Below are 26404 nucleotides of genomic sequence, written 5' to 3'. Positions count from 1 at the left end.
TCACACCCGAATGCCCTGCTTGAACTTGGGCACGCGCATGCTGACCTTGGTTCCGGCTCCCGGCGCGGTCTCCACCACCAGGCCGTAATCGTTGCCGAACGCCGCACGCAGGCGATCGTCGACGTTGGCCAGACCCACGTGCGCGGCCTCCCGGGCGCTGGGGCGGCCGGCCCCGGATTCGATGGCGTCGAGGGAACCGAACCGCAGCATGTCCGGGTCCATACCGACGCCGTCGTCCTCGACGCTGATGACGCAGTCCGGGCCTTCGTCTGCCGCCACGATGCTGATGGTGCCGCCCTCCGGTTTGCCGGAGATACCGTGCCGGACGGCATTCTCCACCAGTGGTTGCAGCGCCAGGAACGGCAGGACCACGTTGAGCACTTCGGGCGCCACCTGCAGGCGCACGTCGAGCGCATCACCGAACCTGGCCCGCTCGAGAGTCAGGTAGCGATCGATATTGCGCAGTTCGTCGGCAAGCAGGGTGAACTCGCCCGCCGAGCGGAACGAGTAGCGCGTGAAATCGGCGAACTCGAGGATCAGCTCACGCGCCCGCGCCGGATCGGTACGAACGAACGACGCCACGGTATTGAGTGCGTTGTAGATGAAATGGGGGCTGATCTGCGCGCGCAGTGCCCGCACTTCCGCTCGGTCGAGACGCGCCCGCGACGCATCGAGATCCGCAAGTTCGATTTGGCTGCACGCGTAGCGCGCGACCTCCGTGATCGCGCCGAGCATGCCGGGCCATGGGTCCTCCGTCGTCACGATCCCCAATACCCCGACAACGCCGCTGTCCTCGATGAGAAGCGGCTGGGCGATCAAGGCACGCACCGCGTGATCGTCACTGCCCCGCACCAGGTCCGAATGGGTCACGAGTACTCGGCGCTCACCTTCGATCGCCCGCAGTGCCGCATCGTGGAATTGTTCGGCCATCGATTCGTGCGGCCCGTTCCACGCCAGCACAACTCCCGCCGCGTCGGTGATGCCCAAACCTCGAGCGCCGGTCAATTCACGCAAGTGGGGTGCCGCTTCGGCAGCCGATTCACTGTCGAGTCCGCGCCGAAGTGGCCGCGCGGCAAGGGAAGCCGTATGCAGCGCCGTGTGCACCGCTCGTTCGGTGGGTGAGGTGACCTCGCGTCTGGTCCGCATCCAGACCGCCGCCAGAGCCGCGCTGAGAAGGGCAACCACGCAGGCAAACAGGACCGCGACCGTCGGACTCATCTAGGCCCCGCAGGTAGTGGGCGCAGGTACGCCGCTGAAACGATCCTGAATCCATTGAACGGCCCCGGGAACGGCCCGGCCGTCAGCATGCCCCTCCCCCGGCCGCGACACGAACTCGATCACGTCGCCGTCCGAACAAGCCCGGGCCACCGCTGTCTCGGTCCACTCGGGGAGAATCAGGTTGTCGTTTGCCCCGACCACCACATACATCGGGCCGCTCGCTTGCCCACGCGGCAGGGCGATGTCGCTCAGCCAGCCGTGAATTCGATCGGCATCGGCGTCAGTAGCCGGGCGCGTATCGGCCGGCGTCACCTTCCCCACCAACGACAACTTCTCGGGCGCCCTGGCCGTGAGGCACGACGACAGCAGTTCGTAATTCTCCGCAAACGCTCCGTGTACGTAGTCGTCACGCTCGAGATCCGGATGGGACAGCGACAGACCCTCGAGAACGTACGGCAGCAACAATTGTTGGGGCAGTGACAGATTCACATCCGCCCCACTGGTGATGATCGGCGAGATGTCGGCCGCGGGCGAAAGATTTGCCGCACCGACAAATTCGAGCCCGTCCCCGTATTCGCCTGCCTTCTCCGCAGCTGCCCACGACGCCTGACCACCTTGCGAGAGTCCCAACGTGGCCCACCTGTCCGACGTGTCCGGCACGATGTTGCGTGCCGCGCGCACCGCGTCGATCACGTTGTAGGCGGCGGTATCCGGTTGCAGGTACGGGTGCGGATCAGGAGTCCCGAGCCCCTCGAAATCCGAGACGGCAACAACGTAACCCGCGTTCAGCAGCGGCTCCACCAACCCCATCGCCCCGAGGAGCGTCGGCGACGTTGACGGTGCACAATCGTCCGAGATTCCCGTCGTGCCGTGGCCGACCGAGACAATGGGCCAGCCGCCTTCGGGCGGAGTTCCCGGTGGGATGAATACCGTTCCCGACACCTGTGTTTCGCGACCGTCGACGCCGGATGTGGAGCCGTACAGAATCTTCCGGGCGCTCGCTCCGGCGGCAGCGGTTGTCGCAAACGGTTGGTCCTCGAAGACAACGCCGCGTGCTGCGCTCACCGGGGCGGGCAGAGCCTGCGCGACAGATGTGGTGGACTGCGTCTGCGTTCCCGCTGTCTCCTCGGTTTCTGCAGATCCACAGGCCGAACTCACCACAAGGGCACTCGCCGCGAGCGTCCCCCAGATCACGTGCCGCAGTCGTGCACTCATGCTGTGCCATCCCCTCCGGCCGCCGCGCGAGCGCGGCGGCGCCGTACCCGTTCCTCAGCTGCAGCCTCTTCGAGATCAAGACTCTCCAACACGGTACGCAATACCTCGTCGTCGAGATCGCCGTCGTCCCTCGCGGCAATCAACGCCATGCGCTGTGTACGCAACGACTGATGCCGAAACTTGTCGAACAATGCACCCGCATTCCACATTGCCGTATCGCGATCGTTGTTCTCGTCCGTCTCCTGCACTTGGAGTCTGGCCTGCATCGAGCGTCGCACGCGTTCGATGATTGCCTGAAGTTCGGCGCCGGCGACGCCTGGCGGTGGACTGGCCACCACGTCGGCCAGCGCTTTCTCACCGGCTTGACGAGAGATGGTGCGCGCCAACTCCATTTGCTCCTGCGTGCGCAACTGTTCGTAGGGATCGGCAACGTCCAGTCTGCGGATCAGGAACGGCAGTGTGGAACCTTGCAGGAGCAGCGTTCCCACCGCAACGATGAAGGCGATCGCCTGGATGACACCGCGGCCGGGAAACGGTTCACCGGAGGAGAGTGCAAACGGAATACCGCCGGCCGCGGCAAGTGTGACCACGCCGCGCATCCCGGCCCAGGACACGACTACGTTCTGTTTCCACGTCAACTGTTTCTGACGCTGCCCACGGCGCAACGTTATTCCGAATCGCACCCGGGAGTAGCTCAGGAACAACCACAGCGGCCGGATCACGATGACCACCGCCAACACCGCGAGCCCGTACAGGATTACGTTGACCGCCGGAAGACCGTCGTTGACGACATCGTCGATCACGAAGCTCAACTGCAGGCCCATATAGGCGAAGACGAACATCTCGAGTAGCGTGTCGAGGCTCGACCAGACGGACCGTTCCTGCAGCCTCGTCATGATCGAGGCATCCGTCGAATAGTGCCCGATCACCAAGCCCGCGACCACAACCGCGAGAACACCCGACGCATGGAGTTCTTCCGCGGCTAGATACGCGGCAAACGGAAGTACCAGGCCCAAACCCGTTTCGAGCGGCGAATCGTACATCCGAGCGCGCACGAATTTCACGATGAATGCAAGAACCAGGCCGATTGCTACTCCGCCGACCACTTCGTAGGCGAAGAACAACAACGGCGAATCCGTGGCGATCCGAGTACCTGTCACCGCGGCGACGGCGACGGTGAACAACGTCAACGCAGTAGCGTCGTTGACCAGACCCTCACCGGTGAGAATTGCGATGACGCGCTTGGGCAATCCGAGTTTCTGTCCCACTGCCACGGCGCTGACCGCGTCGGTGGGTGCGATCACCGCGCCGAGCACCAGTGCCGCACCGATCGTGAATTCCGGAACCAGCCATTCGGCGAAGAAGGCGACCACGAAGGCCGTCACGAGGACCATCCCGACACCCAGACGCAAGATCGCCGCGAGGTTGCGTTTGAACGTCGCCACCGAGAATTTCAGCGCAGCCGAATAGAGCAACGGCGGAAGTACTACACCCAGAATGACGTGTGGATCGAGTTCGGGCCGAGGCATTCCCGGGATGAACGACGCGACCGAACCCACAGCTACCAGAACCAGAGGCGCCTGAAGATTTCGGCGGTTCGCCAGCCCTGTCACTGCGATGGCGGCGATGACGACCAGCAGAATCCAGGTGAAGTTCACCCGTTCATTGTGCCCGCCCAGACTGACAAGTCACCCAGCGGACGCACAGGAGCCCACAACCTCGTCGAGGTGTGGGCTCCTGATTGCTGGCGGGCTACTCCTTTTCGGGAACAGCCTTCTTGGCAGCCTCGGCTGCCTTGTCGATCTGATCGCCGTACTTTCCGCCGGTCTTGTTATCGGCGATGTCGGCGACCTTGTCGATTGCGTCGTGAACCTTGTCGGAGTTCTCCGAGGCAAGTTCCTGGCCCTTCTCGACCAGACCCTTGACGTTGTCCAAGAAACCCATTTTGTGTCCTCTCCCGGTGCTCATGCACATCCTGCTGCGGAAAGTAGAACCTCCGCACACACATAGATTCTCACAGGTCGAACGATGTGGCGCCATCAAGGTGGGGGGCTGGAAACTACTTCTGCGCCTCCGCGTGATGGTGTTCCCCGGGCAGATCGTCCGGCGTGGTGAACAGCTTTCGCTTCTCACCGTGCAACCGGGCACTGACCCACCAGGACACCTCCACCAATACGACGCCTACCGCACCGAGAGTGATCGCGAGTGTAGTTGCTGCCACATTGCTCGGATCCAACTTGAAGAACTCACGGGTGAACGGCAACGCGAACAAGATCAGGTAGCCGGCGACTGAACCACCGATCAGCACCAACTTCCACCACACGTACGGTCGCGCAACGACGGCCAGTACCCACAGCGCGATCATGATCAACGTGATCAGAGCAGTGGTGCCTTCCTGCTCAGGTGTCAGATCGTGATTACGGTGCGCGAGCACGTACGCGATGAAGGTGGTGACGCCGATGATGATTCCCGACGGCAAAGCCAGTCGCATCACGCGTGGCACGAAGCCGGAACGGGCCCGTTCGTTGTTCGGTGCCAGCGAAAGAATGAACGCGGGGATACCGATCGTGAACCAGGCCGCGATGGTGACGTGGCGCGGCAGGAACGGGTACGACAGCGGTTCGAAGTCGAGCATCTTCGACAGCACACCGGTGATTCCGATCAGGAAAGCGAGAACCACCGAGTACACGGTCTTGGTCAGGAACAGGTTGGAGACACGTTCGATATTGCCGATCACTCGACGGCCTTCGGCCACCACGTACGGCAACGTCGCGAACTTGTTGTCCAACAGCACGATCTGAGCGACAGCGCGCGTCGCGGGACTGCCGGATCCCATCGAGACTCCGATGTCGGCGTCCTTGAGGGCCAGGACGTCGTTGACCCCGTCGCCGGTCATCGCGACGGTGTGGCCGCGAGACTGCAAGGCCGCAACCATCTCTCGCTTCTGATCCGGGCGAACGCGTCCGAAGGTGGTTGCGCCGTCAAGTACGTCGGCCAGTTTCTCCTGATCGCTCGGAAGCTCACGCGCATCGATCGGTCGATCGCCGCCTTCGAGTCCGAGCGAACCTGCCACTGCACCGACGGACACGGCATTGTCACCGGAGATGACCTTGACGGCTACCCGTTGACTTGCGAAGTACTCCAACGTTTCCTGCGCGTCCGGGCGAACTTTCTGCTCCAGGACAACCAAGGCTTCCGGTGTCACGACGCCCGGAGCGTCGCTGTCGTCGACCGGCAGGTTGCTGCTGCCCAACATGAGAACACGAAGTCCGCTTGAACCGACTTCTTCTGCCAGACGCGCCATCTCCGACGACGGATCGAGCAGCACGTCCGGAGCACCGAGCACCCAGTTGCCGTGGACGCCGTACGACTGCCCGCTCCACTTCTTCGCAGACGAGAACGGTGCCACCGATGTAGCTTCACCCCAGCCTGCGTCGTCGGTCAGGGACTCACGGATCGCCAGAACACTGGCGTTCGGCCGAGGGTCGGACGCAGCCATCGCGGCGAGCGCGGCCTTGATCACCGACTCGTCGGCAGACCCGTCGGCGAGTTTCAACTCCGATAGCCGCATACCGTTCTCGGTCAGGGTTCCCGTCTTGTCCGCACACACGACGTCGACGCGAGCGAGCCCCTCGATCGCGGGCAATTCCTGAACGAGGCACTGCCGCTTGCCCAATCGAATGACGCCGACGGCAAAAGCGATGGACGTCATGAGCACCAGGCCCTCGGGGACCATCGGAACGAGGGCCGCGACCATGCCGTTCAGAGCCGGACCGAGGGACTCACCGCTCGAGAACAGCTGGTTGTAGATGATCAGCGCACCAGCCGGGATCATCAGGTACGTGATGAATTTCAGAATGCGGTCGATGCCGCTGCGCAGTTCCGAATGAACGAGCGTGAACTTGCTGGCCTCTTCCGCGAGCTTCGCGGCATACGCGTCGCCCCCGACCTTGGTGGCGCGATACGCGCCGCTGCCCGCGGCGACAAAACTGCCCGAGAGTATCGACTCACCGACGATCTTGTGTACCGGATCGGCTTCGCCGGTGAGCAACGACTCGTCCACTTCGAGCGCCGACGACGACACCACTTCGCCGTCGACGACAATCTGATCGCCCGAACCCAATTCGATAATGTCATCGAGCACAACATCTTTGGGGGCCAACGCAACAGCAATACCGTCACGCCGGACCATGGGCTTCGCTTGACTGACGATCGCCAAGGCGTCCAGCGTTTTCTTGGCGCGGATCTCCTGAATGATGCCGATACCGCTGTTCGCGATGATCAACAGTCCGAACATTCCGTCGATCACGGAGCCGGTTGCCAGAACAATCACCAGCAGCACCAGCAGGATCGCGTTGATCCTCGTGAACACATTGCCACGAACGATGTCCTTGACCGAACGAGACGCCCGATCGGGTACGTCGTTGGTCTGCCCCGACGCGATCCGCGACGCAACTTGATCTGCGGTCAGGCCCCGGACAACGTCGACGGCATCCCCGTCACCGTCCGTCGCGATCGAGGTCGCCGTGCCTTCTGAACCGATGTGCTCGTGAGCCATGGTCAAAGATTACGCACTCGCCGAGACAAAACCGGGTCCGACTCCGATCGCCGCCTCGAGTCGATCGGTTACCCCAGGGGAATCCACCATTTTGTCGGCGGTTGCGCGGACAGCGCATCGATCCGTCCACCCGGCATCGGCACCGCCACCGTCGTGCCGACATCGGCGGCAGCTTCGGTCAACCGGATGATCGGCTCGGACCACGAGTGGAACGCCAGATTGAACGTAGCCCAGTGAATCGGAACAAACACCCCGCGCGTGGGGTCGCCGCAGTTGAGATCCGCGTGGGTCTGAACCGCTTCTTCCGGGTTCATGTGGATATCCGGCCACCGCACGTCGTACGCGCCGACAGGAAGGAGGGTCAGGTCGAAAGGCCCGTACGTGGTGCCGAGTTCCACGAACCGCGGTGTGTATCCGCTGTCCCCTCCGAAGAACACCCGATGCTTCGGCCCGGCAAACACCCACGATGCCCACTGGGTCGCGTTGCGGACAAGACCTCGCCCGGAAAAGTGTCGAGCTTCGGTGCAGGTAAGCACCAGGTCACCGATAGTCGTCGACTCGTCCCAGTCCAATTCGACGATGCGGTTCTCCGGCACCTTCCAATGCCGCAGATGCGCGCCGATCCCGATCGGCACCACAAAGGGCGCCGTCTGGGTGCGGGTCAAAGTCTTGACCGTCTCCATGTCGAGGTGGTCGTAATGATCGTGGGAGATGACAATCGCATCCACGCTCGGGAGGTCCGCCAACGCCACCGGAGCGGCATGCATACGCGCGGGACCGACTGTGACAGAAGGTGATACACGCTCACTCCACACGGGATCGGCTAGCACCCGGTAGCCATCGACCTCGACGAGGACACTCGAATGCCCGTACCAGGTGACAGCTGCTCCCCCGGCTTGAGCCGGTGCGAGCGGCGTCGCCAACGGGATGGGCGCGCGAGGCCGACCCGTCGAACCGCGGGTGAGCAACGACTTTGCCATCCCGGCATCGGTGCCCGGCACGAGCACGCTGCTGGGGTCCGAATTGTGGAACTGACGATTCCGATATCGAGGTGACATCGCCGCATAGGGTTGCACCGCATTGCGCGACGCCCCGATCTGCGTCGGGATTCCCCATGCGGCGCGGGCTATCCATCCTGCTGCCGCGGTGATCGCGGCAGCACCGAGAAGCGTCGTCGTCTTCATTGGGCCCAGACTAGCGACTATTTGCCTTCGGAGCGGGACGCGACTATTTGCCCTTGAAGACCGGTGGGCGGTTTTCGATGCGGGCGGCGCGGGCTTCCTGCACGTCGTCACTGAGCCACGCGGCGTGCAGTGCGTCGAGTTGCTCGGGCGACTGTTCTTCCATCGTTCCGTCGTCGTTGAGGACCATCTTCATATGACGCAAGGACAGTGGTGCGAGGTTGGCGATGCGGTGCGCCCATTCCTGGGCGTCGTCGAGGGTGCCGATCTTGTTGGCAAGTCCGCGGTTGAATGCTTCTTCGGCGCCGATCTGCTCGATGCCGAGGAGAACGGTGCGAGCGGGGCCACCGCCGACGAGTGACGCCAACCGTCGCATCGTCCATTTGTCGACAGACACACCCAGCGTCGCCGCTGGAATGCCGAACCGCGCGGCTGGGGCGACAACGCGCAGGTCGGAGGCAATGGCCAGCTGCGTGCCTGCACCGATCGCCGGACCGTTGACCGCGGCGATCACCGGGATCGGCGCCGTGTCGATCGAGCGGAGCATCTCGAAAAGTCGGTCGGTGAAGCCTTCCATGTACACGTCACCGGACAGGTCGGCACCGGCGCAGAATGCGGACCCCTGTCCGGTGATCACGATGACGTGAGCGCGATCGGCGACGGCGGCATTCACTGCGTCCTTGATCGCGATGCAGAGTTCCGCACTGAGCGCGTTGCGACGCTCGTGACGCTGCAATTCGATGGTCACGACATTGCCGTCACGGGAAGTCCCGATCATGTCCGCTCACTTTCTTTTCTGGAAGGCTCGTGCGCAAGGGTTGATCCGAATGCAGTTTGCCGACCACGTAGTTCTCTCACCGCAGAGTTCTGCGCATCAGGAGGTTAGATTACCGATGAGTACGAACGATAGTGACGAGGGACGCAGCGAGAGCGTCGATGTCGACATCGTGGTGATCGGCGCCGGCCAGGCCGGATTGTCCGCGGCGTACTACCTCCGCAAGTTCTCTGTTCTACCCGAATCGGGATTTGTCGTGCTCGATCACGCAGCCGGTCCCGGCGGTGCCTGGCAGTTTCGGTGGCCGAGCCTGACCTTGAGCACCGTCAACGGAGTTCACGATCTCCCGGGTATGTCGTTCGCGGAAACAACGGGAACCGACGCCGAGCAGGTACCGGCGTCGGTTGCGGTACCCCATTACTTCGAGTTGTACGAGAAGCAATTCGAACTGCCCGTCCACCGACCCGTCCATACGCGAGTGGTGTGTCCGAGGCAGGAACGTCTACGGATCGAGACCGACCACGGCGTCTACGCGGCCCGCGGGCTGATCAATGCGACCGGAACCTGGGAGCGCCCGTTCATTCCTTACTACCGTGGTGCCGCGTCGTTCCGTGGGCGCCAATTACACACCAAGGACTACTACTCGGCCAACGAGTTCGCGGGCAAACATGTTGTTGTTGTCGGTGGTGGCATCTCCGCGGTGCAATTGCTCGACGAGATTTCACAGGTAACGACCACCACGTGGGTGACGCGTCGCGAACCGGAGTTCCGCGACGAACCGTTTTCCCCGGAGATCGGTCGGGATGCCGTCGCCATGGTCGAGGACCGAGTACGACGCGGTTTGCCGCCAGGGTCGGTCGTGTCGGTCACCGGCCTTCCGGTGACGCCTGCCATTCGTGCGGCACGCGAACGTGGTGTGATGACGCGACGACCGATGTTCTCGGAGATCCTTCCGGACGGGGTGCGATGGGCCGACGGCACAACCGTGTATGCCGATGTCATCTTGTGGTGCACTGGGTTTCGGAGTTCGCTCGACCACCTGGCGCCGCTTCGACTGCGTGGGACCGGCGGCGGAATCGAGATGAGCGGTCGCCTCGCAACTCAGGTGGCTTCCGATCCTCGTGTGCATCTGGTTGGCTACGGGCCCTCCTCGTCGACGATCGGCGCGAACCGCGCCGGCCAGGCAGCTGCAGCCGAGTTGACGTCCTTTCTCGAACTTCGCTGATCCAGCTTCCATTTGGCTACGTTTGCCCGATTCGTCCTTTAGCTGATCAGACAGGACATTTTCGGCCCAAGGTCCGGAATCCGGCATACGCCTAGCCTGTCACGGATCGGTCTGTTACCGTTCAGCTAACCTTTCTTCGATTGCGTGCGCTCGAAGGAGTGCGCGCAGTGACCCATCCGGGGGACTGGGCGAGGGGGCAAATATGAAGGGGAAGCGGTCCGCATGAAACACGATGCACACACAGCAACCTCCTGGTGGTCGATCGGCGAGTGGCGCCTCGGTTGGAAGGTCGTCGCGGTCCTTGCCGTTCCGATGCTCATCGCCGTCGTACTCGGCGCCTTCCGGATCCAGGCCGAACTGGCCGAGGCCTCCAGGCTCAGTTCCTCATCCGAACGAGTGCTCGCAGTACCCGCAGCCCTCCACCTCGAGGAAGCTCTGTACGACCTCGCAGTCGCATCCTCTTCCGGCACTGAAACAACGACTGCCACAACGGCAGTGAACGATTCGATGCAGGAACTTGTCACCGCCGGCCGCTCGTTCCAGGCCGACGACGTGCTCAACGACAAAGTCACCCGAGCTTTGGAGGACAGCACATCCATCGTCGACGAAGTGGCAGCGGGCGCAGTTGCACCGGCACGGCTCGTCACACTCGTCAATGAAGTGTCCAGCAACATCTCGAGCGCATTCACCGACGTCATCAATACATCCCAGCGCCCCATTCTGCGTCAGCGCGGCGGCGAGTTCTCGTCCCTGTGGGAAGCACGTCGGGCATTGTCCGATCAGCGCGTTCTGTTCGGCTCCGGCCGCCTCGATCAACAAACACGCACCGCGCTTGCCACCACCGCCGGCGTGGAGCTAGCGGCACTCGACAAGGTGCTACCACCAGACGAATCGGACAGCTCACCGACCGCAGTGGCCGTCAACGCGCTGCGTTCGTCCGCACAGAGCCGCATCGCCGAAATCGGCGCCACCTCGTCGTCGTCCCCGCTCAGCAGTCAGGTCGATATCGGACTGCAAACCAGTAGCGACCAGTACGACGAGGTCACCGACGCAGCCGTCGAACAGTTCGGCACCAGCGTGACCGCCGAATCCAACACTGCCCGAACTGCAGCGCTGCGCGACACTGCCCTGGTTCTCGCCGCTGTCCTCGCCGCACTCGTGGTCGCGTTGATCATCAGTCGCTCGTTGGTCGATCCCATCCGACGTCTCCGGTTCGCGGCACTGCAAGCATCACGACGCGGACTGCCCGAGGCCATCGAACGAATCCGCTCCGGCGAAAAGATCAGCGACCTCGAAATCCCCCGTGTACCCGTCCACACTCACGAGGAAATCGGACAGCTTGCCCGCGCAGTCGACGACATGCACGGGCAGGCCATCAGCCTGGCAGGCGAACAGGCAACCCTGCGACGCCAGGTCAACGACATGTTCGAAACGCTGTCACGGCGCAACAAGTCCCTCGTCGAACAGCAACTCGGCCTGATCGAGCAACTCGAGCAGGACGAAGACGACCCGAAGCGCCTCGAAAACCTATTCCGCCTCGACCACATCGCGGCCCGAATGCGACGCAACGGCGAGAACCTTCTCATCCTGTCCGGCACCGAAAGTCGACGCGGTCGAACCGCGCCGATCCAGCTTGCCGACGCTCTGCGCGGCTCCGTCTCCGGAGTCGAGGACTACCTTCGCGTCGGGCTCGGTCAGATTCCGTCCGCCGTCATCAGCGGGCAAGCCAGCGCAGACGTCGTACACATTGTCGCCGAACTCCTCGACAACGCGCTGCGATACTCACCGCCCGAGTCGACCGTGACCATCAACGCGGCCCGCACCAACGACGGTTCCATGCTCGTGGAGGTCGCCGACCTGGGACTGGGAATGTCCACCGCGGATCTTGTCGACGCCAACGGGCGCCTGGCGTCGGGCGGCGAGATGACGCCGGACACTGCCCGGCACATGGGACTGTTCGTCATCAGCCGGATCAGTATGCGACACAACATTTCCGTTCGACTGCGGCCCACCGGCAATGCACCCGACCGCGCCGGCATCACCGCCTCGATCCTCCTGCCAGCGGCACTGCTCGAAGCGCATCCGTCTGACACAGTGACTGCACCGTTCACTAGTCCGGCCCACCAGGGTGCTCCGGCCAGGAATGCTGCCCCCGTCCAGACTCCGCCGCTATCGGCTCAGCCCGTGCGCGCTCCCGAACCCACAGTGGCCGAGACATATTCGATGGGCGCGCAAGCACCCACCACGTCCGCTGCGGGACTTCCGCAGCGTCAGCCTGGTAACACCGTAAGGGCCGTCCTGCCGACGCCCGTCGGCGGCGCTCCCACAACTGTGACCGCGCAACTCGGCGCCAGCGCCCCTGTCGAGTCGATCGGGCTGCCGCGTCGCACACCAGGTGCCAGCGGGGCAGCCGGAATCGGCGATCCCGTCACGGCGGCGCCGACGCCCGAACCGAGTGCATCACCTGCCGAGCATTTCGTCGCTCCGGCGGAAACTGTTGCCCCGGAGCCAATCACCGAACCGGCACCGAGGCACCGACTCAACTCCACCGCCCCGACCAACACCGCGGCGTTCTTCTCCTCTCGTGCGCGCGACGGTTTCCCACCACGTACGGGCGCACGCGCAACGGAACCTTCCGATGCGCCCGTCTCCGCTCCCCCGGCAGCATCACCGATCTACGCCCGCATGGTGTCCGAGTGGCTGGTCGACCCGACAGCGGGGACAGCTTCTGCCACAGGTGAAGTCGCCTGGACAACAGAAGCCGACCAGGGGTGGCTTGCGGCCCGGGCGTCGTTCGAATTGCCTGTCACCAGAATCGCCGACTCCGGTCTACCCATCCGTGATCGTGGTGCGAGGTTGGTTCCCGGCACTGTCGGCGGCACCAATGCACCATTGCGCTCGGGCACTCACCGCCAGAGCACGGATCCGGAGAACGTCAGACGCGGGTGGAGCGACTACCAGTCCGGCGTCAGTCGCGGACGGCGTCGTAGCACCGAGAATACTGTCGGGTCGACCACGCCCAGTGGTGCGAATGTGCGCAACGATGAAGGAGAACAGTGAATTCAGCCGGAGCCCAAGAGACTCCTCGCTCACTCGACTGGTTGGTTTCGGGTTTCGCCCGCGACGTACCGGGAGTGAGCCACGCGATCATCGTCTCGGCCGACGGACTGTTGAGTGCTGCGAGCACCCACCTTCCGCTCGATCGAGCTGACCAATTGGCCGCTGTGACTTCGGGACTCGCCAGCCTCTCCGCCGGTGCGTCACGGTTGTTCGACGGCGGAGCGGTACTGCAATCAGTTGTCGAGATGGAGAACGGTTATCTACTGCTGATGGGCGTCGGCAGCGGCGCCTACCTGGCCGCGCTGGCCGTTGCGGGATGCGATATCGGTCAGATCGGGTACGAAATGGCAACTCTGGTCGACCGAGTCGGCCCGACGATGGACATTGCCGCTCGTTCGGGTCGGGATTCTTGATACTCATGTCCAATCACCCCGAACGCGTTGACCCCGAACCGAGTCTGGTTCGTCCATACGCGCTCACCGAAGGTCGGACTCAGCCGTCCATCGACCTCCCCATCGAAGCGATTGTCGCGACGATGGAGGATGCCGTCGCTGGGCGCCTTGCACCTGAAGACATTCGCACCTCGATCGTCTCCCTCTGCGAGCAGCGGATCTCCATCGCGGAAATCGGTGCACACCTTGGTGTTCCGATCGGGGTGGCCCGAGTCCTGGTGGCGGATCTGATCGTCGCCGGGGCATTGGAAGTACAAGCCACTCTGCGAAGCGATGCGACTGCGGTCGAGCGCCGCGAATTGATCGAAAGGACCCTCAGTGGACTTCGGGCACTCTGACGCATCATCTCGCGTCACCTCGACGAAAATCGTGATCGCCGGCGGCTTCGGTGTCGGAAAGACCACCCTTGTCGGGACGGTCTCCGAGATCGTGCCGCTGCGCACCGAAGCATTGGTGACAGACGCCAGTGACGGCATCGACCACCTCGGCGCGACACCGAACAAAGACACCACAACAGTTGCAATGGATTTCGGCCGCATTACGCTGGCCGACGATTTGGTCCTGTACCTGTTCGGCACACCGGGTCAACGACGGTTCTGGTTCATGTGGGACGACCTCATCACCGGCGCCATCGGAGCGGTCATCCTCGTCGACACACGTCGCCTCGAAGACAGCTTTGCCGCTGTCGACTTCTTCGAAGCACGCGGATTGCCGTTCATCGTGGCAGTCAACCGTTTTGACGGAGCTCCGATCCACGCCGCGAGTGATCTTCGTCAGGCTCTCGCGCTGCCCAACCGCGTCCCGATGATCGAAATCGACGCGCGTAACCGGGAATCTGCGAAGCAGGCCTTGATCACGATCACCGAGTACGCGCTCGAACGTATCGCGGCCGCAGCACTGTACTGACACCTCTGACAACAACAAACCTAAGGAACTGGCATGTCGGATGAAATGCACCATTTCTCGATGGGAATCTGGCTGCTCGGACTGGCGTTCGCCGTTGCAGTCTCGGGATCGGTCATCGGATTGGCATGCACCCGACACGGCGCGGCGGCCACCCACCCGGCAGCTCGCTTGCGCTGGTTGTTCATGGGCGCACTGTCCATCGGCGGTGTCGGTATCTGGTTGATGCACTTCATCGCAATGCTCGGGTTTGCCGTGCCCGGCAGTCCCATTCGCTACAGTCTGACCTGGACGATCATTTCGGCGCTGATGTCCGTGACCGCAGTATTTGTCGGCTTGTTGATCGTCGGCACAGAATTCCGCTGGTCTCGGCTCCTGGCCGCCGGCTTCCTCGTCGGCATCGCGGTCAACATCATGCACTACACGGGTATGCGGGCCTTGCGATTTCAGGGTGAGATCAACTACAACATGTACTTCGTCGCACTGTCACTGGTGATCGCCGTTGTGGCCGGCACCGCCGCGTTGTGGTTCACGATGGTGATGGAATCCACCGTCATGCGATTGATCGCCGGTGTGATCATGGGTGTCGCCGTGGTCGGCATGCACTACACCGGTATGGCAGCGGTGCAGGTTGTCCACGACACGTCCGCCCCCGCACCCGTCGGGCTCGAGGTGTTCGCGTTCCTCTTCCCCGTCTTTGTCATCGGACTTCTTGCGATGGCAGTGCCGATCGTCGCCGTCCTGACGGTGCCTGATCGCGAGATCGCCCGCATGGATTCCGCTGCAGACGATCTGGCATTCGAGGCACGCGAATTCGCAACTAGGGACTGAAGTTCGTACGGCCCCGACTAACTGTGGCCGTACAGCTTGTCGTATGCGGCCTTCTCGGCGTCGTGACGAGTGACCTTTTTCGGGTTTTCCAGATCCGCGGGCAGGCCGTGGCGTTCGAGTCGACGAGACCTGTTCTGCGCCATGTAGGAAACGGAATAGAACAACGCCAGCAATACTCCGAGAAGCACCATGGACGCTCGCAGCGCCCACGGACCCGGGAACAGCATGAAAACCGCAAAAACCGGCAGGAACGGCACCATGCTGCGGACGAGGTGACGTGGCACCGCCCAATCGCCGATCAGATCGTTGCGCACCCATTCCTGCATGGAATCCGGCAACTTGCGACCGAACGAATAGCCAAGCCACTGAAGAGGATTCGGTGACGTGCGCTGTTTTCCTGCGGGCACGGTAGACATATCCTTGCCTTTCATTGGTCTAGTGCTCCAGCACGCAACGCGGCTTCATTGACACGCGTGAGCACCGTGTGAAGTTCTTCGAGTTCAGCTAGTCCCACACCAAGCTTCTCCACCACTGCCGGCGGAATCTTCTCCGCCTCGCTCCGCAAAGCTGCACCAGCTTCGGTGAGATCGACGTCGAGTTGGCGCTCGTCAGCCCGGCTCCGCGTTCGCGTGATCAGCCCGGACGCCTCGAGACGCTTGAGCAGCGGTGACAGCGTCGGCGAATCGAGTTGCAATGCTTGCCCGATTTCCTTGACCGCCATCGGGGCCTTCCCCCACAACGCCAGCATCACGAGATACTGGGGATGCGTGAGGCCCATCGGCTCGAGCAACGGACGGTATACGGACAGCACGGCCCGGTTCGCAACGGCGAGCGCAAAACACACCTGGCGGTCGAGTGCCAGCGGATCGGTGAGCGACTCCTGCGTGGTCATGAGTACACCGTAACAGATTAGTTAGTGCGATAACTAATACTGCACTAACTAATATCGACTGCCATAACCCGGAATAGTCGTCGAGGCCGCCACGTTGAACAGACCTGTGACTCTTTCCCCCACTTCGAACGCCCCCGAGGCCTCCGCGTTGCGCGGCCTCTTCCAGCCCTTCGAGGTGAAATCACTCTCGTTGCGTAACCGCTTTGCCATGGCCCCGATGACCCGCGCGTTCTCGCCCGACGGAATTCCCGGAGCCGACGTAGCCGAGTATTACCGTCGTCGGGCAGCCGGTGGTGTCGGCCTGATCATCACCGAAGGCACGTACATCCCAGACCCCGCCGCCGGCCCGCATACCCGAGTTCCGCGCATCTACGGCGACTCGAGCCTGGACGGCTGGCGCTCGGTTGTCGACGCCGTCCACGCCGAGGGCGGATCCATCATTCCGCAACTCTGGCATCTGGGTGTCGAGCGCGGCGAGAACTCCCGCCTCAATCCCGAGGCCGAGACCGTCAGCCCGTCCGGTTTGGCGCTCGACGGCACGCGCTTGGGACGAGAATTCACCACGTCTGATCTCGAAACACTGAAGCAGGCCTGGGTAGATGCCGCCCTCAACGCACAGAGCACCGGATTCGACGGCCTGGAACTACACGGCGCGCACGGCTACCTACTGGACGAATTCCTTTGGGCTGGAACAAATGTCCGCACAGATACATATGGCGGATCGCTCGAAGCCAGAACTCGCTTCCCGGCTGAGGTTGTCGCTGCCATCCGAGAGGCTGTCGGAAACGAGTTCGCGATCGTCTACCGTTTCTCGCAGTGGAAGTCCGGTCAGTACGACGCTCGGATCGCCCAGAGTCCGGCGGAACTGGGGCGCATCCTCGCTCCGCTGGTCGATGCGGGAGTCGATGTGTTGCACCCGTCGACGAGGCGACACTGGGAGCCGGCGTTCGCCGAACTGGGCGGTGACGACAGCAAACTTGGACTCGCCGGCTGGACGAAGAAGCTGACCGGCCTGCCGACCATCACAGTCGGATCCATCGGGCTCGATTCTGTGTTCACCACGGCCTTCACCGCCGACGCGGCATCCGATGTCACCGGACTGGAGCGTCTCGAAGCTCAGTACGAGGACGGCGAATTCGACATGGTCGCCATCGGGCGCGCACTTCTCGCCGACCCCGAGTGGGTGGAGAAACTCCGCACCGGACGCACCGAAGAACACATCGCTTTCACCGCAGAGCACCGCACACATCTGAACTGATCCGACACGGCAACGGCACTCCCACTCGATAGTGGGAGTGCCGTTGCCTTATTGCAGGTATTCGTTGATCTAGCTCCCGAACACCGCCGGGTTCGGACCGATTCGACCGGCCGGATCATCAAGTGATCCAATGGCATTGATCTCGTCCGGCGTCAATGCAAATCCGAAGACGTCGAAGTTCTCCTTGATACGCGACGGTGTCACCGACTTGGGGATCACGACGTTGCCGATCTGCAGATGCCAACGAATGACAACCTGAGCGGCGGTCACGCCATGGGCGTCGGCGATCGCGGTGATAACGGGATCCGTGAGCAGAGTGCCTTGCCCCAGCGGACTCCACGCCTCGGTGGCAATTCCCTTGCCGGTATGGAAGGCGCGAAGTTCGGACTGGTTGAACTTGGGGTGTAATTCGATCTGGTTGAGGACCGGCACCTCACCCGTCTCCCCGATCACCCGTTCGAGGTTGTCGACGGTGAAGTTCGAAACACCGATCGACCGCACCCGACCATCGGCCTTGAGCTTCTGGAATGCCTTGAACGTGTCGACGTAAAGGTCCTGCGACGGCACCGGCCAGTGGATCAGGTAGAGGTCGAGGTAATCGAGGCCGAGTCGCTCGAGGCTCGCGTCGAATGCCGCCAGCGTCGACTCGTATCCCTGATCGTCATTCCACAGTTTGGTAGTGATGTAGAGGTCTTCGCGGTTGATACCGGACTCGGCAATCGCCTGCCCGACACCGGCCTCGTTTCCGTAGATCTTGGCGGTGTCGATACTTCGATAACCAGCCTGCAAGGCGGTTGATACGGCGTCTCGAGTTTGGTCGTCCGGCACTTGGAAGACACCGAATCCCAAAGCGGGCATGGCCTTGCCGTCGGCCAACACAATGCTCGGAACAGTGGTCACGTCTTGTGGTTCGGTCATACCCAGTCAACGCGGCAAACCGGTGGAGTGTTCCCGCGCGTGCCCCCTTGTCCTGCCCGAAAACCCCGTCTACCTTGGAAGACACGCCTTGAAATCTCCTCGAGGGAAAGGGACGGCGATGAATCTTCCCTACCATCTCGCCTACAAAGTGGGAGTGACTCCGTGGGAGCACACCCGGCGAGGTTTTGACACCCAACTGTCCACTCTACTCGACTTTATCCCCGTCCCCGACAACGGGCGCGCCCTCGACATCGGATGCGGAACCGGAAAGCACTCCATCGACATGGCAAAGCGTGGCTGGCAGGTCACCGGAGTCGACAACGAGCAGGAAGCTCTGGACAAAGCACGGATCCGGGCCCGCGAGGCCCACTCGAACATTCGGTTCCTGCATGAGGACGCAACCGATCTGCACATCGCAGTCGACCCGGGTCACATGCTGGTCCTGGACATCGGATGCTTCCACGGCCTGAACGATCACGAGCGCGGTGAATACGCGGAGTCCGTCAATGCCGTCACGGCACCGGAAGCGTCGTTGATCATGTTCGCCTTCAGTCCAGGCCATCGATGGCCGATGCCGCATGGCGTGTCGAAGGACGACGTCGCCCGAGCTTTCGACGGCTGGACCATGGTGTCGAGTGATCCGGCCGATATGGCCGATGCGCCGTTGCCTGCCCGTGCGGCCCATCCGTGCTGGTATCACCTGGTGCGACGCTGACGCTGTGCGCAGCACAGGGGATACTTCACCTGTGACTGCAACACTGCGCATCAGCGGACTCTCAGCTTCCCGGGGAGAACGCACCCTGTTCTCCGATCTCGATCTCACCGTCGCCCCCGGCGACGTCATCGGACTTGTCGGCGCCAACGGCGCGGGCAAGTCGACGCTCCTGACAGCGCTGGCCGGAACCGGAACCGCTGTTGTGGAGGGGTCGATCACCCTCAGCCCACCCGACGCCGCTGTTGGCTACCTGGCGCAGGAACCCGACCGCATCGCAGGTGAGACCGTTCTCGAATTCTTGGGCCGACGCACCGGAGTCACGCACGCCGAAGACGTCATGAATGCCGCTGCGGAAACCCTCGCGGATTCCGCGGAAGACCTGTACTCGCCGGCGCTCGAGCGCTGGCTCACACTCGGCGGCGCAGACCTGGTGGAACGCGCGGAGAAAGTTGTCGACGAACTGGGCCTCGGAGTTCCCCTCGATGCACACATGACGGCACTGTCCGGTGGTCAGGCGGCTCGCGCCGGCCTCGCGTCGCTGCTGCTTTCTCGCTACGACATCCTGCTGCTCGACGAGCCCACCAACGATCTCGATCTGCGTGGCCTCGAGCAACTCGAACGCTTTGTCGCAGAAACGCGAGCGGCCCTTGTTGTGGTGAGCCACGACCGCGAGTTCCTTTCGCGCACCGTCACCGGAATCGTGGAACTTGATCTGGCACAACAGAATATCGCCGTCTACGACGGCGGGTACGAGTCGTACCTTGCTGAGCGTGAGATTGCTCGCCAGCACGCCCGCGAGGCGTTCGAAGAATATGCGGGCACCAGGTCCGAACTCGAAGATCGCGCCCAGATGCAGCGCAACTGGATGGAACACGGCGTACGCAATGCGCGCCGTAAGGCCAAGGACAACGACAAGATCGGCCGCGGATTGCGTACCGAGTCGACGGAAAAGCAAGCGGCCAAAGCCCGTCAGACTCAGCGCCGCATCGAGCGCCTCGACGTGGTGGAGGAGCCTCGCAAGGAATGGGAGTTGCGCATGGAAATCGCGGCCGCTCCCCGATCCGGATCTGTGGTCGCAACCACCAACGGCGCCAAGGTAACCCGCGGCCAGTTCACCTTCGGACCCGTCACGACGCAAATCGATTGGGGTGACCGCATTCTCATCACCGGCGCCAACGGCGCCGGTAAGACCACCCTATTGAATGTCCTGCTCGGCAAACTCACTCCGGACGAGGGAATCGCTTCCCTCGGATCCGGTGTCGCTATCGGCGAAATCGATCAGGCCAGAGGGCTGTTCGAGGGTGATCAGCCGGTGGTCGAGGCTTTCGGTGCCCAGGTTCCGGAGTGGCCCGACGCCGACGTCCGTACTCTCCTCGCCAAATTCGGTCTACGCGGGCATCACGTGCTGCGGTCGGCAGCGTCCCTCTCCCCCGGCGAAAGAACCAGGGCGGCACTGGCTTTGCTCCAGGCCCGCGGGGTCAACCTGCTCGTGCTCGACGAGCCCACCAACCACCTCGACCTGCCGGCGATCGAGCAGCTCGAGCAGGCAATGGAATCCTTCGAGGGCACGTTGCTTCTTGTCACTCACGATCGCCGGATGCTCAGTTCCACTCGCAGCACCCGGAAGTGGCGTATGGACGACGGGCAACTTTTCGAGGAGTAGCAGTCCCGCGCTTGCGCAGACAACATGCGTGTGCAACTATTTATCCGGCGCACGCAATAGTTGCATGCGCGGCATAGGTCGCTGCGGCCTAGAAGGCCGTCGCTGCACCTCGAGTCTCGAAAGGCACCCACGATGTTGTCGATACCCGACCGCACACTGACCCACGGAACCACCGGCGAACCGATCACCATTCCGCAACTCGGATACGGCGTGTTCCAAGTTCCGGACGAGCAGACCGAGGATGTCACCGCTACCGCCCTCGACCTGGGATATCGCCACATCGACACCGCGTCGATCTACGGAAACGAAGCCGGCGTCGGCCGCGCAATCGCGGCCTCGGACATCCCCCGACACGAACTGTTTGTCACCACCAAATTGTGGAACGACGATCAGGGCCGCGACCGCACATTGGCAGCGTTCGACACCAGTTTGAGCAAGCTCGGCCTGGACTACGTCGACCTGTACCTGATCCACTGGCCGGCGCCGGGCAAAGGCCTGATCGCGCAGACCTGGGCGGCGTTCGAGGAGATCCTCGCCTCCGGACGTACCCGAGCAATCGGCGTCTCCAACTTCCTCCCCGAGCACCTCGATCTACTGGCAGAGCACAGTTCGATCACACCCGCCGTCAACCAGATCGAGCTGCACCCCAGGCTGGCACAGCACGCATCGAGGAAATACGCACAAGACCGCGGTATCGAGATCGAGGCGTGGAGCCCGCTCGGCCAGGGCACCATCCTCGATGATCCGACGATCGTCGACATCGCTGCGGCACTGGACAAATCGCCGGCGCAGGTCATTTTGCGCTGGCACATCGAACAGGGTCACACCGTACTGTCGAAGACAGTGACACCGCAGCGCATGCGCGACAACGCCGATATCTTCGACTTTGCTCTGAGCGCCGATCAGTCGGCAGCAATCGACGCGCTGAACACAAACACTCGTGTCGGTCCAGATCCGCTCGAATTGAACTGAGCCGAAAAAGAAATCACGATTCTTCGCGCGGTGCCAATGTGAGCAGGACCGTATCGACCGCCTGCTCCGCAAGGTGCACGTCCAGGGGCAAGTGCCGGAACAGCGCCCGATAATAGACTGGTGCTGCGAGTGCGTCGAGCACAAAACCCAGGTCGAAGTCCCCACGAATCTCGCCCCGGACGCGCGCCGATTCCAGCACTGCCGCAGTGGAATTGCGTCGCGACTCGAAAAAGGACTCACGGAAAGTGCTGGCCAGTTCCGGGTCTGCCGCCAGGTCCGCAACCAGCGCTGGAAGCACGGAGCCGACAACGGTGTCCCGCAGTCCCACAACCACAGTCGTGATGCCGGCGATCAGATCGGCGCGAAGATCGCCGGTATCCGGCGTCGGATGGATACCGATCTGTCCGACAACAACATCGACTATCAGATGCCGCTTGGACGGCCATCGCCGGTAAATCGCAGGCCTGTGAATACCAGCTCTCGATGCGACTGATCCGATCGACAGCTCGGCATAACCCTTCTCTGCCAACAACTCCAAAGCTGCGGCAATGACAGCGTCGTCGATACGGTCGTCACGCGTGCGCACCATTTAGAGCACCGGCCGCGGCATGAGGACCAGGCGCCATCCGTCGGGATCCTCGAAGGTCATGCCGCCGTTCTCGATCCAGTACGGGTTCTCGGACTCGACCGGTTCATGCCCGGCCTCACCCAACCGCTGCACCACCTCGTACATCGCAGACTCTCCGGTGAAGTACAGAACCAGCAGATTGTCGCGGGTCGGCGCCGGACATGGGCTGCCATCCTCGTGGGTAGTGAATTCGAGGTGATAACTCGCATCCGGCAGCCCGAGCATGATGCCGTCGTATCCCGCATGCCCGGCAAATCGATACAACTCGGCAAAGCCCACACAATCGCGATAGAAGGCAATTACCTCGGCAAGCCGATCGGTGGGGCGCGCAATGCGCAGTTGAACAACGGGAAGTTCTGCGGGCCAGGACGTCATATTCTAAACGGTACAGTACGTACCGTAACACCCTCTACAGGCGATCGTTCTCCGGGAACGGCGCGTTGGGCATGAACCGCGGACGAGCAAAGAGCACCGACAAGTTGGTCGGCTGAGACTCCACCGGACGATCTGATCGATAGAGCAACGCCCGCTGCGGCACACTCACCCATTCACAAACGAAGATGTCGCCGATGCGCAGTACCGGAACGTGGGAACCGTCCTCGAGGCGAACCGTCACGTCGGCCTGCGCATCGGATTGCCCGTACACCACCCACCACGATTCACCCTCGACGTCGCCGGGCGTGTGCTGCCCGATGCCGACGACGGCACCTTTTTCCATCGGCGCGTGCCAGACCTCGTCCCGGCCTTGCGACCCCACGCTGTAGCTGCCGTCCTCGAGCACCTGAATCACAACGTGGGACTTCTCGAGCACCAATTCATCCGTAGCCATATCGCAAACCCTAATCCGATCGGCACATGCCGGCATGACTTCGGGATGCAGAATCCTTGACAAAACGTTGGGTTTTTACAACACTTTGATGCATGAGCCCAGTCCGGCGGGGAGCCTCGCTCCCCATCTTCAATCGCATCGGTGTACTTCGTGCCGAGCGAAAGATGACTCGGGCGCAGCTGGCACACCTTGTCGATGTAAATCCCCAGACCGTCGGCGCGCTCGAGCGCGGCGACCACTACCCCAGCCTGGATCTCGCGTTCCGCATCTGCGACGTGTTCGACCTCCCGGTGGAAGCGGTGTTCTCCCGCGCGGAGTTCGGCCCCCTGTCCACCGAGGTCTACCGACCGGGCCGGATCACCGAAGGGAGCGAAAAGACCAGTGTCCCAAACGAATCTGATTGAACTAAATCTGATCGACCGCTACCAGGCGCGCCGCACCAGACAGTTCCTGCAGCAAGAGGAAACTTTCCGGCATTGGTTGCCGAAGTGGCGCACCCGTCGGCGCCGACGGGTGCTCGTGACCGCGCTCGGCGTCGTATTCACCGCGATGATCGTCTTGGCAGTCGCTTTTCTTTTCAACACCACGGTGGCTCCCCTGCTCTGGGTGCCGCTTACATTCATATTTCTGCCCCTGTGGACATCTGTGCAAGTGGTCTCAGGGCGTCAGGGCGACGCGCCACGTGATGCGCTGGACGAATGGGAGATCCAGCAGCGCAACAGTGCCCGCTCGATCGCGCTGACCGTAACCCAAACGTTGGTCTTCATTGTCGCGATATTCCTGATTTTCACCTCGACAGTGGGGTGGAATGTAGAGAGACTGGCGTACTCGGGAGGTGGGATGGCAATCACCGCGATGCTGATCGGCGCATGTACACCGGCGATGATCATTGCCTGGACGCAACCCGATCCGGAACCTGGCGACACAGACTGACCGCAGTAGAACATTTCGACCGATGGGAAGGAACCATGCCAGCCACCCTCACGATCGACGGCATTTCGAAACGCTACGGCGACGTCGTTGCGCTCGACAACCTCAGCTTCGAGGTGCATCCAGGGGAGATCTTCGGGTTTGTCGGCAGTAACGGCGCCGGAAAGACGACGACCATGCGCATCGCCCTCGGTGTGCTTGCGGCCGACTCCGGGGAGGTCCGGCTCGGCGGCAAACCTGTCGACCTCGATGTCCGCCGAACCATCGGGTACATGCCGGAAGAACGTGGACTGTATCCGAAAATGAAGGTGGGCACCCAATTGTCCTACCTCGCAGAATTACACGGCCTGTCCAAGGCTGACGCACGGGCGGCAACAGAGCGCTGGACGGAACGCTTGGACATCGCCGGTCGAGTCAAGGACACCGTCGACTCGTTGTCGCTGGGCAATCAGCAACGTGTGCAACTCGCCGCCGCACTGGTTCACGATCCCGCGGTACTGGTGCTGGACGAACCCTTTTCGGGTTTGGACCCGGTAGCTGTCGACGTCATGAGTGAAGTCCTGGTCGAAAAGGCGCGCACGGGCGTGCCCGTCATATTCTCCAGCCACCAACTCGAACTGGTGGAGCGCCTGTGTGATCGTGTGGGCATCATCAGCCGGGGCAGTATGCGCGAGATCGGAACAGTGAACGAGTTGCGCGGTAAGGGAAATGCCCAGCTCGAAGTGCATGCGCCCGACGCTCCCGCCGGCTGGGCCGATCACCTCATCGGCGTCTCGGCAATCAGCCACGGCGGTGGACGGACGCTCCTGAGCGTCGATGCCACCGCTGACGATCAGCAGATCCTGCACGCTGCTCTGAAAACGGGCCCGGTTCACGAATTCACCCGTCGACGCCCGTCCTTGACCGATCTGTTCCGCGAGGTGGTTGCAGCGTGAGTACACAGTTGAGTGGGGCCCGCGCTGTGGGGTTGGTCGCGCGGCGCGAATTCACCACGCAGATAGCCAAAAAGAGTTTCCTGATCAGCAACATCATCATTCTGATCGCGATTGTCGGTGGCATCATCGGCATCTCACTGTTCTCCGGCGGTGACGACAGCAAGTCCACGATCGGTGTGGTGGGCGATCAGTCGCTCTCGCAGACTCTTGTCACCACCGGCGACGCGATCGGAACTCCGGTAGAGGTGAAGGAGTACAGCGACGAGCAAGCAGCCCGCACCGACGTGAAGGACGGAAACCTCGACCTCGCAGTCGTACCGCGCGACGGCGGTAGCGTCACCGTCGTCACGAACAAGGAAATCGACACCAACCTGCGAGTGGTTGTCGAGAGTTCCGTTGCCCAGCAAGCGCAATCGACCGCGCTGACCGAGGCGGGAGTCGATCCGGCGCAGCTTGCCAACGCCACGGCAGCCGCCACGGTCACCGTCGATACTCTCGATCCGCCAGACCCCGAGCAGGGTCAGCGCATCGCGCTGTCCGTTGCAGCGGTGGCGCTGCTGTACATGCAGATCATGTTGTTCGGCACCTACGTGGCAATGGGTGTCGTGGAGGAAAAGTCGAGTCGTGTTGTCGAACTGCTACTTTCGACGCTTCGGCCGTTGCAGTTGCTGTGGGGCAAGGTACTCGGAATCGGTGCGGTGGGACTACTCCAGCTGGCCGCGTACGCGATAGCCGGAGTTGGCACGGGCCTGGCAACCGGGCTTCTGACTGTGACCGGAACCGCGATCGGCGTGCTGATCGGCACCATCGGCTGGTTCATTCTCGGGTTCGCATTCTTTGCCGTTCTCTATGCCGCCGCGGGTTCCATGGTGTCACGGCAGGAAGACGTCAATGCCACAGCCGCACCACTGGTGATACTCATCGTGGCGATGTTCGGTATCGCGTTCTCCACCGTCGGAAATCCGGACGGAACTCTGAGCAACGTTCTCAGTTGGATTCCGCCGTTCTCCGCCATCCTCATGCCGCTACGGATCGCTGCGGGTGTGGCAACGCCATTCCAGATCGTGGGCACCATCGTGCTGATGGTGACTGTGACCGTCATCTTCTCGATGATCGCGGCAAAGATCTACCAGCGCTCCATCCTTCGCATCGGCAAGGTCGTCTCGTGGAAGGAAGCCTTCGGCCGCTGATCCGGTTTCACACTCACGCACTTCGCCCCGTAGGTTCGTCCGCAGCGAAGGTGCTT

At 62.4% G+C, this 26404-nt stretch carries 27 protein-coding genes; 14 read left to right on the top strand and 13 right to left on the bottom strand.

Annotation, left to right across the window (positions count from 1 at the left end; genetic code table 11):
- From C7T36_RS27620 to C7T36_RS27590, 7 genes are all read right to left on the bottom strand, one after another.
- A complete protein-coding gene (locus tag C7T36_RS27620) occupies positions 1-1218 on the bottom strand; it encodes a histidine kinase (protein ID WP_033234152.1) in 1218 nt (405 codons plus the stop codon).
- A complete protein-coding gene (locus C7T36_RS27615; protein WP_045069116.1) occupies positions 1219-2433 on the bottom strand; it encodes a lipase family protein in 1215 nt (404 codons plus the stop codon).
- Positions 2430-4091 carry a Na+/H+ antiporter gene (locus tag C7T36_RS27610; protein WP_033234150.1) on the bottom strand — a complete coding sequence of 554 codons (1662 nt, stop codon included), beginning with the start codon at positions 4089-4091 and terminating at the stop codon, positions 2430-2432. The genes C7T36_RS27615 and C7T36_RS27610 overlap by 4 nt, the downstream gene beginning before the upstream one ends.
- Before the next feature lie 94 nt (positions 4092-4185).
- Complete coding sequence (locus tag C7T36_RS27605; RefSeq protein WP_033234149.1) at positions 4186-4377, bottom strand: antitoxin; 192 nt, start codon at positions 4375-4377, stop codon at positions 4186-4188.
- Between the two features lie 115 nt (positions 4378-4492).
- Positions 4493-6991, bottom strand: coding sequence for an HAD-IC family P-type ATPase (locus C7T36_RS27600; RefSeq protein ID WP_239654774.1), 2499 nt, complete (start codon positions 6989-6991; stop codon positions 4493-4495).
- 68 nt (positions 6992-7059) lie between these two features.
- Complete coding sequence (locus C7T36_RS27595) at positions 7060-8175, bottom strand: MBL fold metallo-hydrolase (RefSeq protein WP_045069113.1); 1116 nt, start codon at positions 8173-8175, stop codon at positions 7060-7062.
- A gap of 43 nt (positions 8176-8218) precedes the next feature.
- Positions 8219-8950, bottom strand: a complete 732-nt coding sequence (locus C7T36_RS27590) for an enoyl-CoA hydratase (RefSeq protein ID WP_045069110.1) — start codon at positions 8948-8950, stop codon at positions 8219-8221.
- A gap of 115 nt (positions 8951-9065) precedes the next feature.
- Here C7T36_RS27590 and C7T36_RS27585 point away from each other — a divergent pair, with 115 nt between their 5' ends.
- The 6 genes from C7T36_RS27585 to C7T36_RS27560 all read left to right on the top strand — a co-directional run bounded on the left by C7T36_RS27585 (position 9066) and on the right by C7T36_RS27560 (position 15418).
- Positions 9066-10172, top strand: coding sequence for an NAD(P)-binding domain-containing protein (locus C7T36_RS27585; protein WP_045069796.1), 1107 nt, complete (start codon positions 9066-9068; stop codon positions 10170-10172).
- Between the two features lie 222 nt (positions 10173-10394).
- A complete protein-coding gene (locus C7T36_RS27580) occupies positions 10395-13232 on the top strand; it encodes an ATP-binding protein (RefSeq protein WP_045069108.1) in 2838 nt (945 codons plus the stop codon).
- Complete coding sequence (locus C7T36_RS27575; RefSeq protein ID WP_033234144.1) at positions 13229-13645, top strand: roadblock/LC7 domain-containing protein; 417 nt, start codon at positions 13229-13231, stop codon at positions 13643-13645. The genes C7T36_RS27580 and C7T36_RS27575 overlap by 4 nt, the downstream gene beginning before the upstream one ends.
- Positions 13646-13650: 5 nt before the next feature.
- A complete protein-coding gene (locus C7T36_RS27570) occupies positions 13651-14022 on the top strand; it encodes a DUF742 domain-containing protein (protein ID WP_033234143.1) in 372 nt (123 codons plus the stop codon).
- Positions 14003-14590 (top strand): ATP/GTP-binding protein, encoded by a 588-nt coding sequence (locus C7T36_RS27565; RefSeq protein WP_033234142.1) that lies wholly within the window; start codon positions 14003-14005, stop codon positions 14588-14590. Before C7T36_RS27570 ends, C7T36_RS27565 begins: the two co-directional genes overlap by 20 nt.
- Before the next feature lie 33 nt (positions 14591-14623).
- Positions 14624-15418 carry an MHYT domain-containing protein gene (locus C7T36_RS27560; RefSeq protein WP_033234141.1) on the top strand — a complete coding sequence of 265 codons (795 nt, stop codon included), beginning with the start codon at positions 14624-14626 and terminating at the stop codon, positions 15416-15418.
- A 17-nt stretch (positions 15419-15435) separates the two neighbouring features.
- Here the strand turns inward: C7T36_RS27560 and C7T36_RS27555 are convergent, their stop codons facing one another.
- Both C7T36_RS27555 and C7T36_RS27550 read right to left on the bottom strand, forming a co-directional pair.
- Entirely contained in the window at positions 15436-15825 is a 390-nt protein-coding gene (locus C7T36_RS27555) for a DUF5313 family protein (RefSeq protein WP_371851324.1), read from the bottom strand.
- 20 nt (positions 15826-15845) lie between these two features.
- On the bottom strand, positions 15846-16310 hold the full coding sequence (locus C7T36_RS27550; RefSeq protein ID WP_033234140.1) for a MarR family winged helix-turn-helix transcriptional regulator: 465 nt from the start codon (positions 16308-16310) through the stop codon (positions 15846-15848).
- Between the two features lie 106 nt (positions 16311-16416).
- Here C7T36_RS27550 and C7T36_RS27545 point away from each other — a divergent pair, with 106 nt between their 5' ends.
- On the top strand, positions 16417-17568 hold the full coding sequence (locus C7T36_RS27545) for an NADH:flavin oxidoreductase (protein ID WP_045069104.1): 1152 nt from the start codon (positions 16417-16419) through the stop codon (positions 17566-17568).
- Between the two features lie 69 nt (positions 17569-17637).
- Here the strand turns inward: C7T36_RS27545 and C7T36_RS27540 are convergent, their stop codons facing one another.
- On the bottom strand, positions 17638-18486 hold the full coding sequence (locus C7T36_RS27540) for an aldo/keto reductase (protein ID WP_033234139.1): 849 nt from the start codon (positions 18484-18486) through the stop codon (positions 17638-17640).
- A 118-nt stretch (positions 18487-18604) separates the two neighbouring features.
- On the opposite strand from C7T36_RS27540, the gene C7T36_RS27535 reads away from it, so the two are divergent.
- The 3 genes from C7T36_RS27535 (at position 18605) to C7T36_RS27525 (ending at position 21836) form a co-directional block, all read left to right on the top strand.
- Positions 18605-19201 (top strand): class I SAM-dependent methyltransferase, encoded by a 597-nt coding sequence (locus C7T36_RS27535; RefSeq protein WP_045069101.1) that lies wholly within the window; start codon positions 18605-18607, stop codon positions 19199-19201.
- Positions 19202-19232: 31 nt separating this feature from the next.
- Entirely contained in the window at positions 19233-20864 is a 1632-nt protein-coding gene (locus C7T36_RS27530) for an ABC-F family ATP-binding cassette domain-containing protein (RefSeq protein WP_045069099.1), read from the top strand.
- Positions 20865-20996: 132 nt separating this feature from the next.
- A complete protein-coding gene (locus C7T36_RS27525) occupies positions 20997-21836 on the top strand; it encodes an aldo/keto reductase (protein WP_045069096.1) in 840 nt (279 codons plus the stop codon).
- A 13-nt stretch (positions 21837-21849) separates the two neighbouring features.
- Here C7T36_RS27525 and C7T36_RS27520 read toward each other — a convergent pair whose 3' ends face one another.
- The 3 genes from C7T36_RS27520 to C7T36_RS27510 are packed head-to-tail and all read right to left on the bottom strand — an operon-like array spanning position 21850 to position 23293.
- A complete protein-coding gene (locus tag C7T36_RS27520; protein WP_045069093.1) occupies positions 21850-22425 on the bottom strand; it encodes a TetR/AcrR family transcriptional regulator in 576 nt (191 codons plus the stop codon).
- Positions 22426-22839 carry a VOC family protein gene (locus C7T36_RS27515; RefSeq protein ID WP_033234134.1) on the bottom strand — a complete coding sequence of 138 codons (414 nt, stop codon included), beginning with the start codon at positions 22837-22839 and terminating at the stop codon, positions 22426-22428.
- A 34-nt stretch (positions 22840-22873) separates the two neighbouring features.
- The gene (locus C7T36_RS27510; RefSeq protein ID WP_045069090.1) at positions 22874-23293 is read right to left on the bottom strand and encodes a hypothetical protein; all 420 of its coding nucleotides are present in this window, start codon (positions 23291-23293) and stop codon (positions 22874-22876) included.
- A gap of 92 nt (positions 23294-23385) precedes the next feature.
- Between C7T36_RS27510 and C7T36_RS27505 the strand changes: the two genes are divergently transcribed.
- The 4 genes from C7T36_RS27505 to C7T36_RS27490 are packed head-to-tail and all read left to right on the top strand — an operon-like array spanning position 23386 to position 26348.
- Positions 23386-23697 (top strand): helix-turn-helix transcriptional regulator, encoded by a 312-nt coding sequence (locus C7T36_RS27505; protein WP_033234132.1) that lies wholly within the window; start codon positions 23386-23388, stop codon positions 23695-23697.
- Positions 23690-24226 carry a hypothetical protein gene (locus C7T36_RS27500; RefSeq protein WP_033234373.1) on the top strand — a complete coding sequence of 179 codons (537 nt, stop codon included), beginning with the start codon at positions 23690-23692 and terminating at the stop codon, positions 24224-24226. The genes C7T36_RS27505 and C7T36_RS27500 overlap by 8 nt, the downstream gene beginning before the upstream one ends.
- Positions 24227-24261: 35 nt before the next feature.
- A complete protein-coding gene (locus C7T36_RS27495) occupies positions 24262-25158 on the top strand; it encodes an ABC transporter ATP-binding protein (protein WP_033234131.1) in 897 nt (298 codons plus the stop codon).
- Positions 25155-26348, top strand: coding sequence for an ABC transporter permease (locus tag C7T36_RS27490; protein WP_045069088.1), 1194 nt, complete (start codon positions 25155-25157; stop codon positions 26346-26348). The genes C7T36_RS27495 and C7T36_RS27490 overlap by 4 nt, the downstream gene beginning before the upstream one ends.
- Positions 26349-26404 lie beyond the last annotated feature (56 nt).

It is taken from the genome of Rhodococcus sp. AD45-ID, assembly GCF_003023755.1.
Classification (GTDB): Bacteria; Actinomycetota; Actinomycetes; order Mycobacteriales; family Mycobacteriaceae; genus Rhodococcus_F; species Rhodococcus_F globerula.
This window is presented reverse-complemented; position numbering and strand designations above follow the sequence as displayed.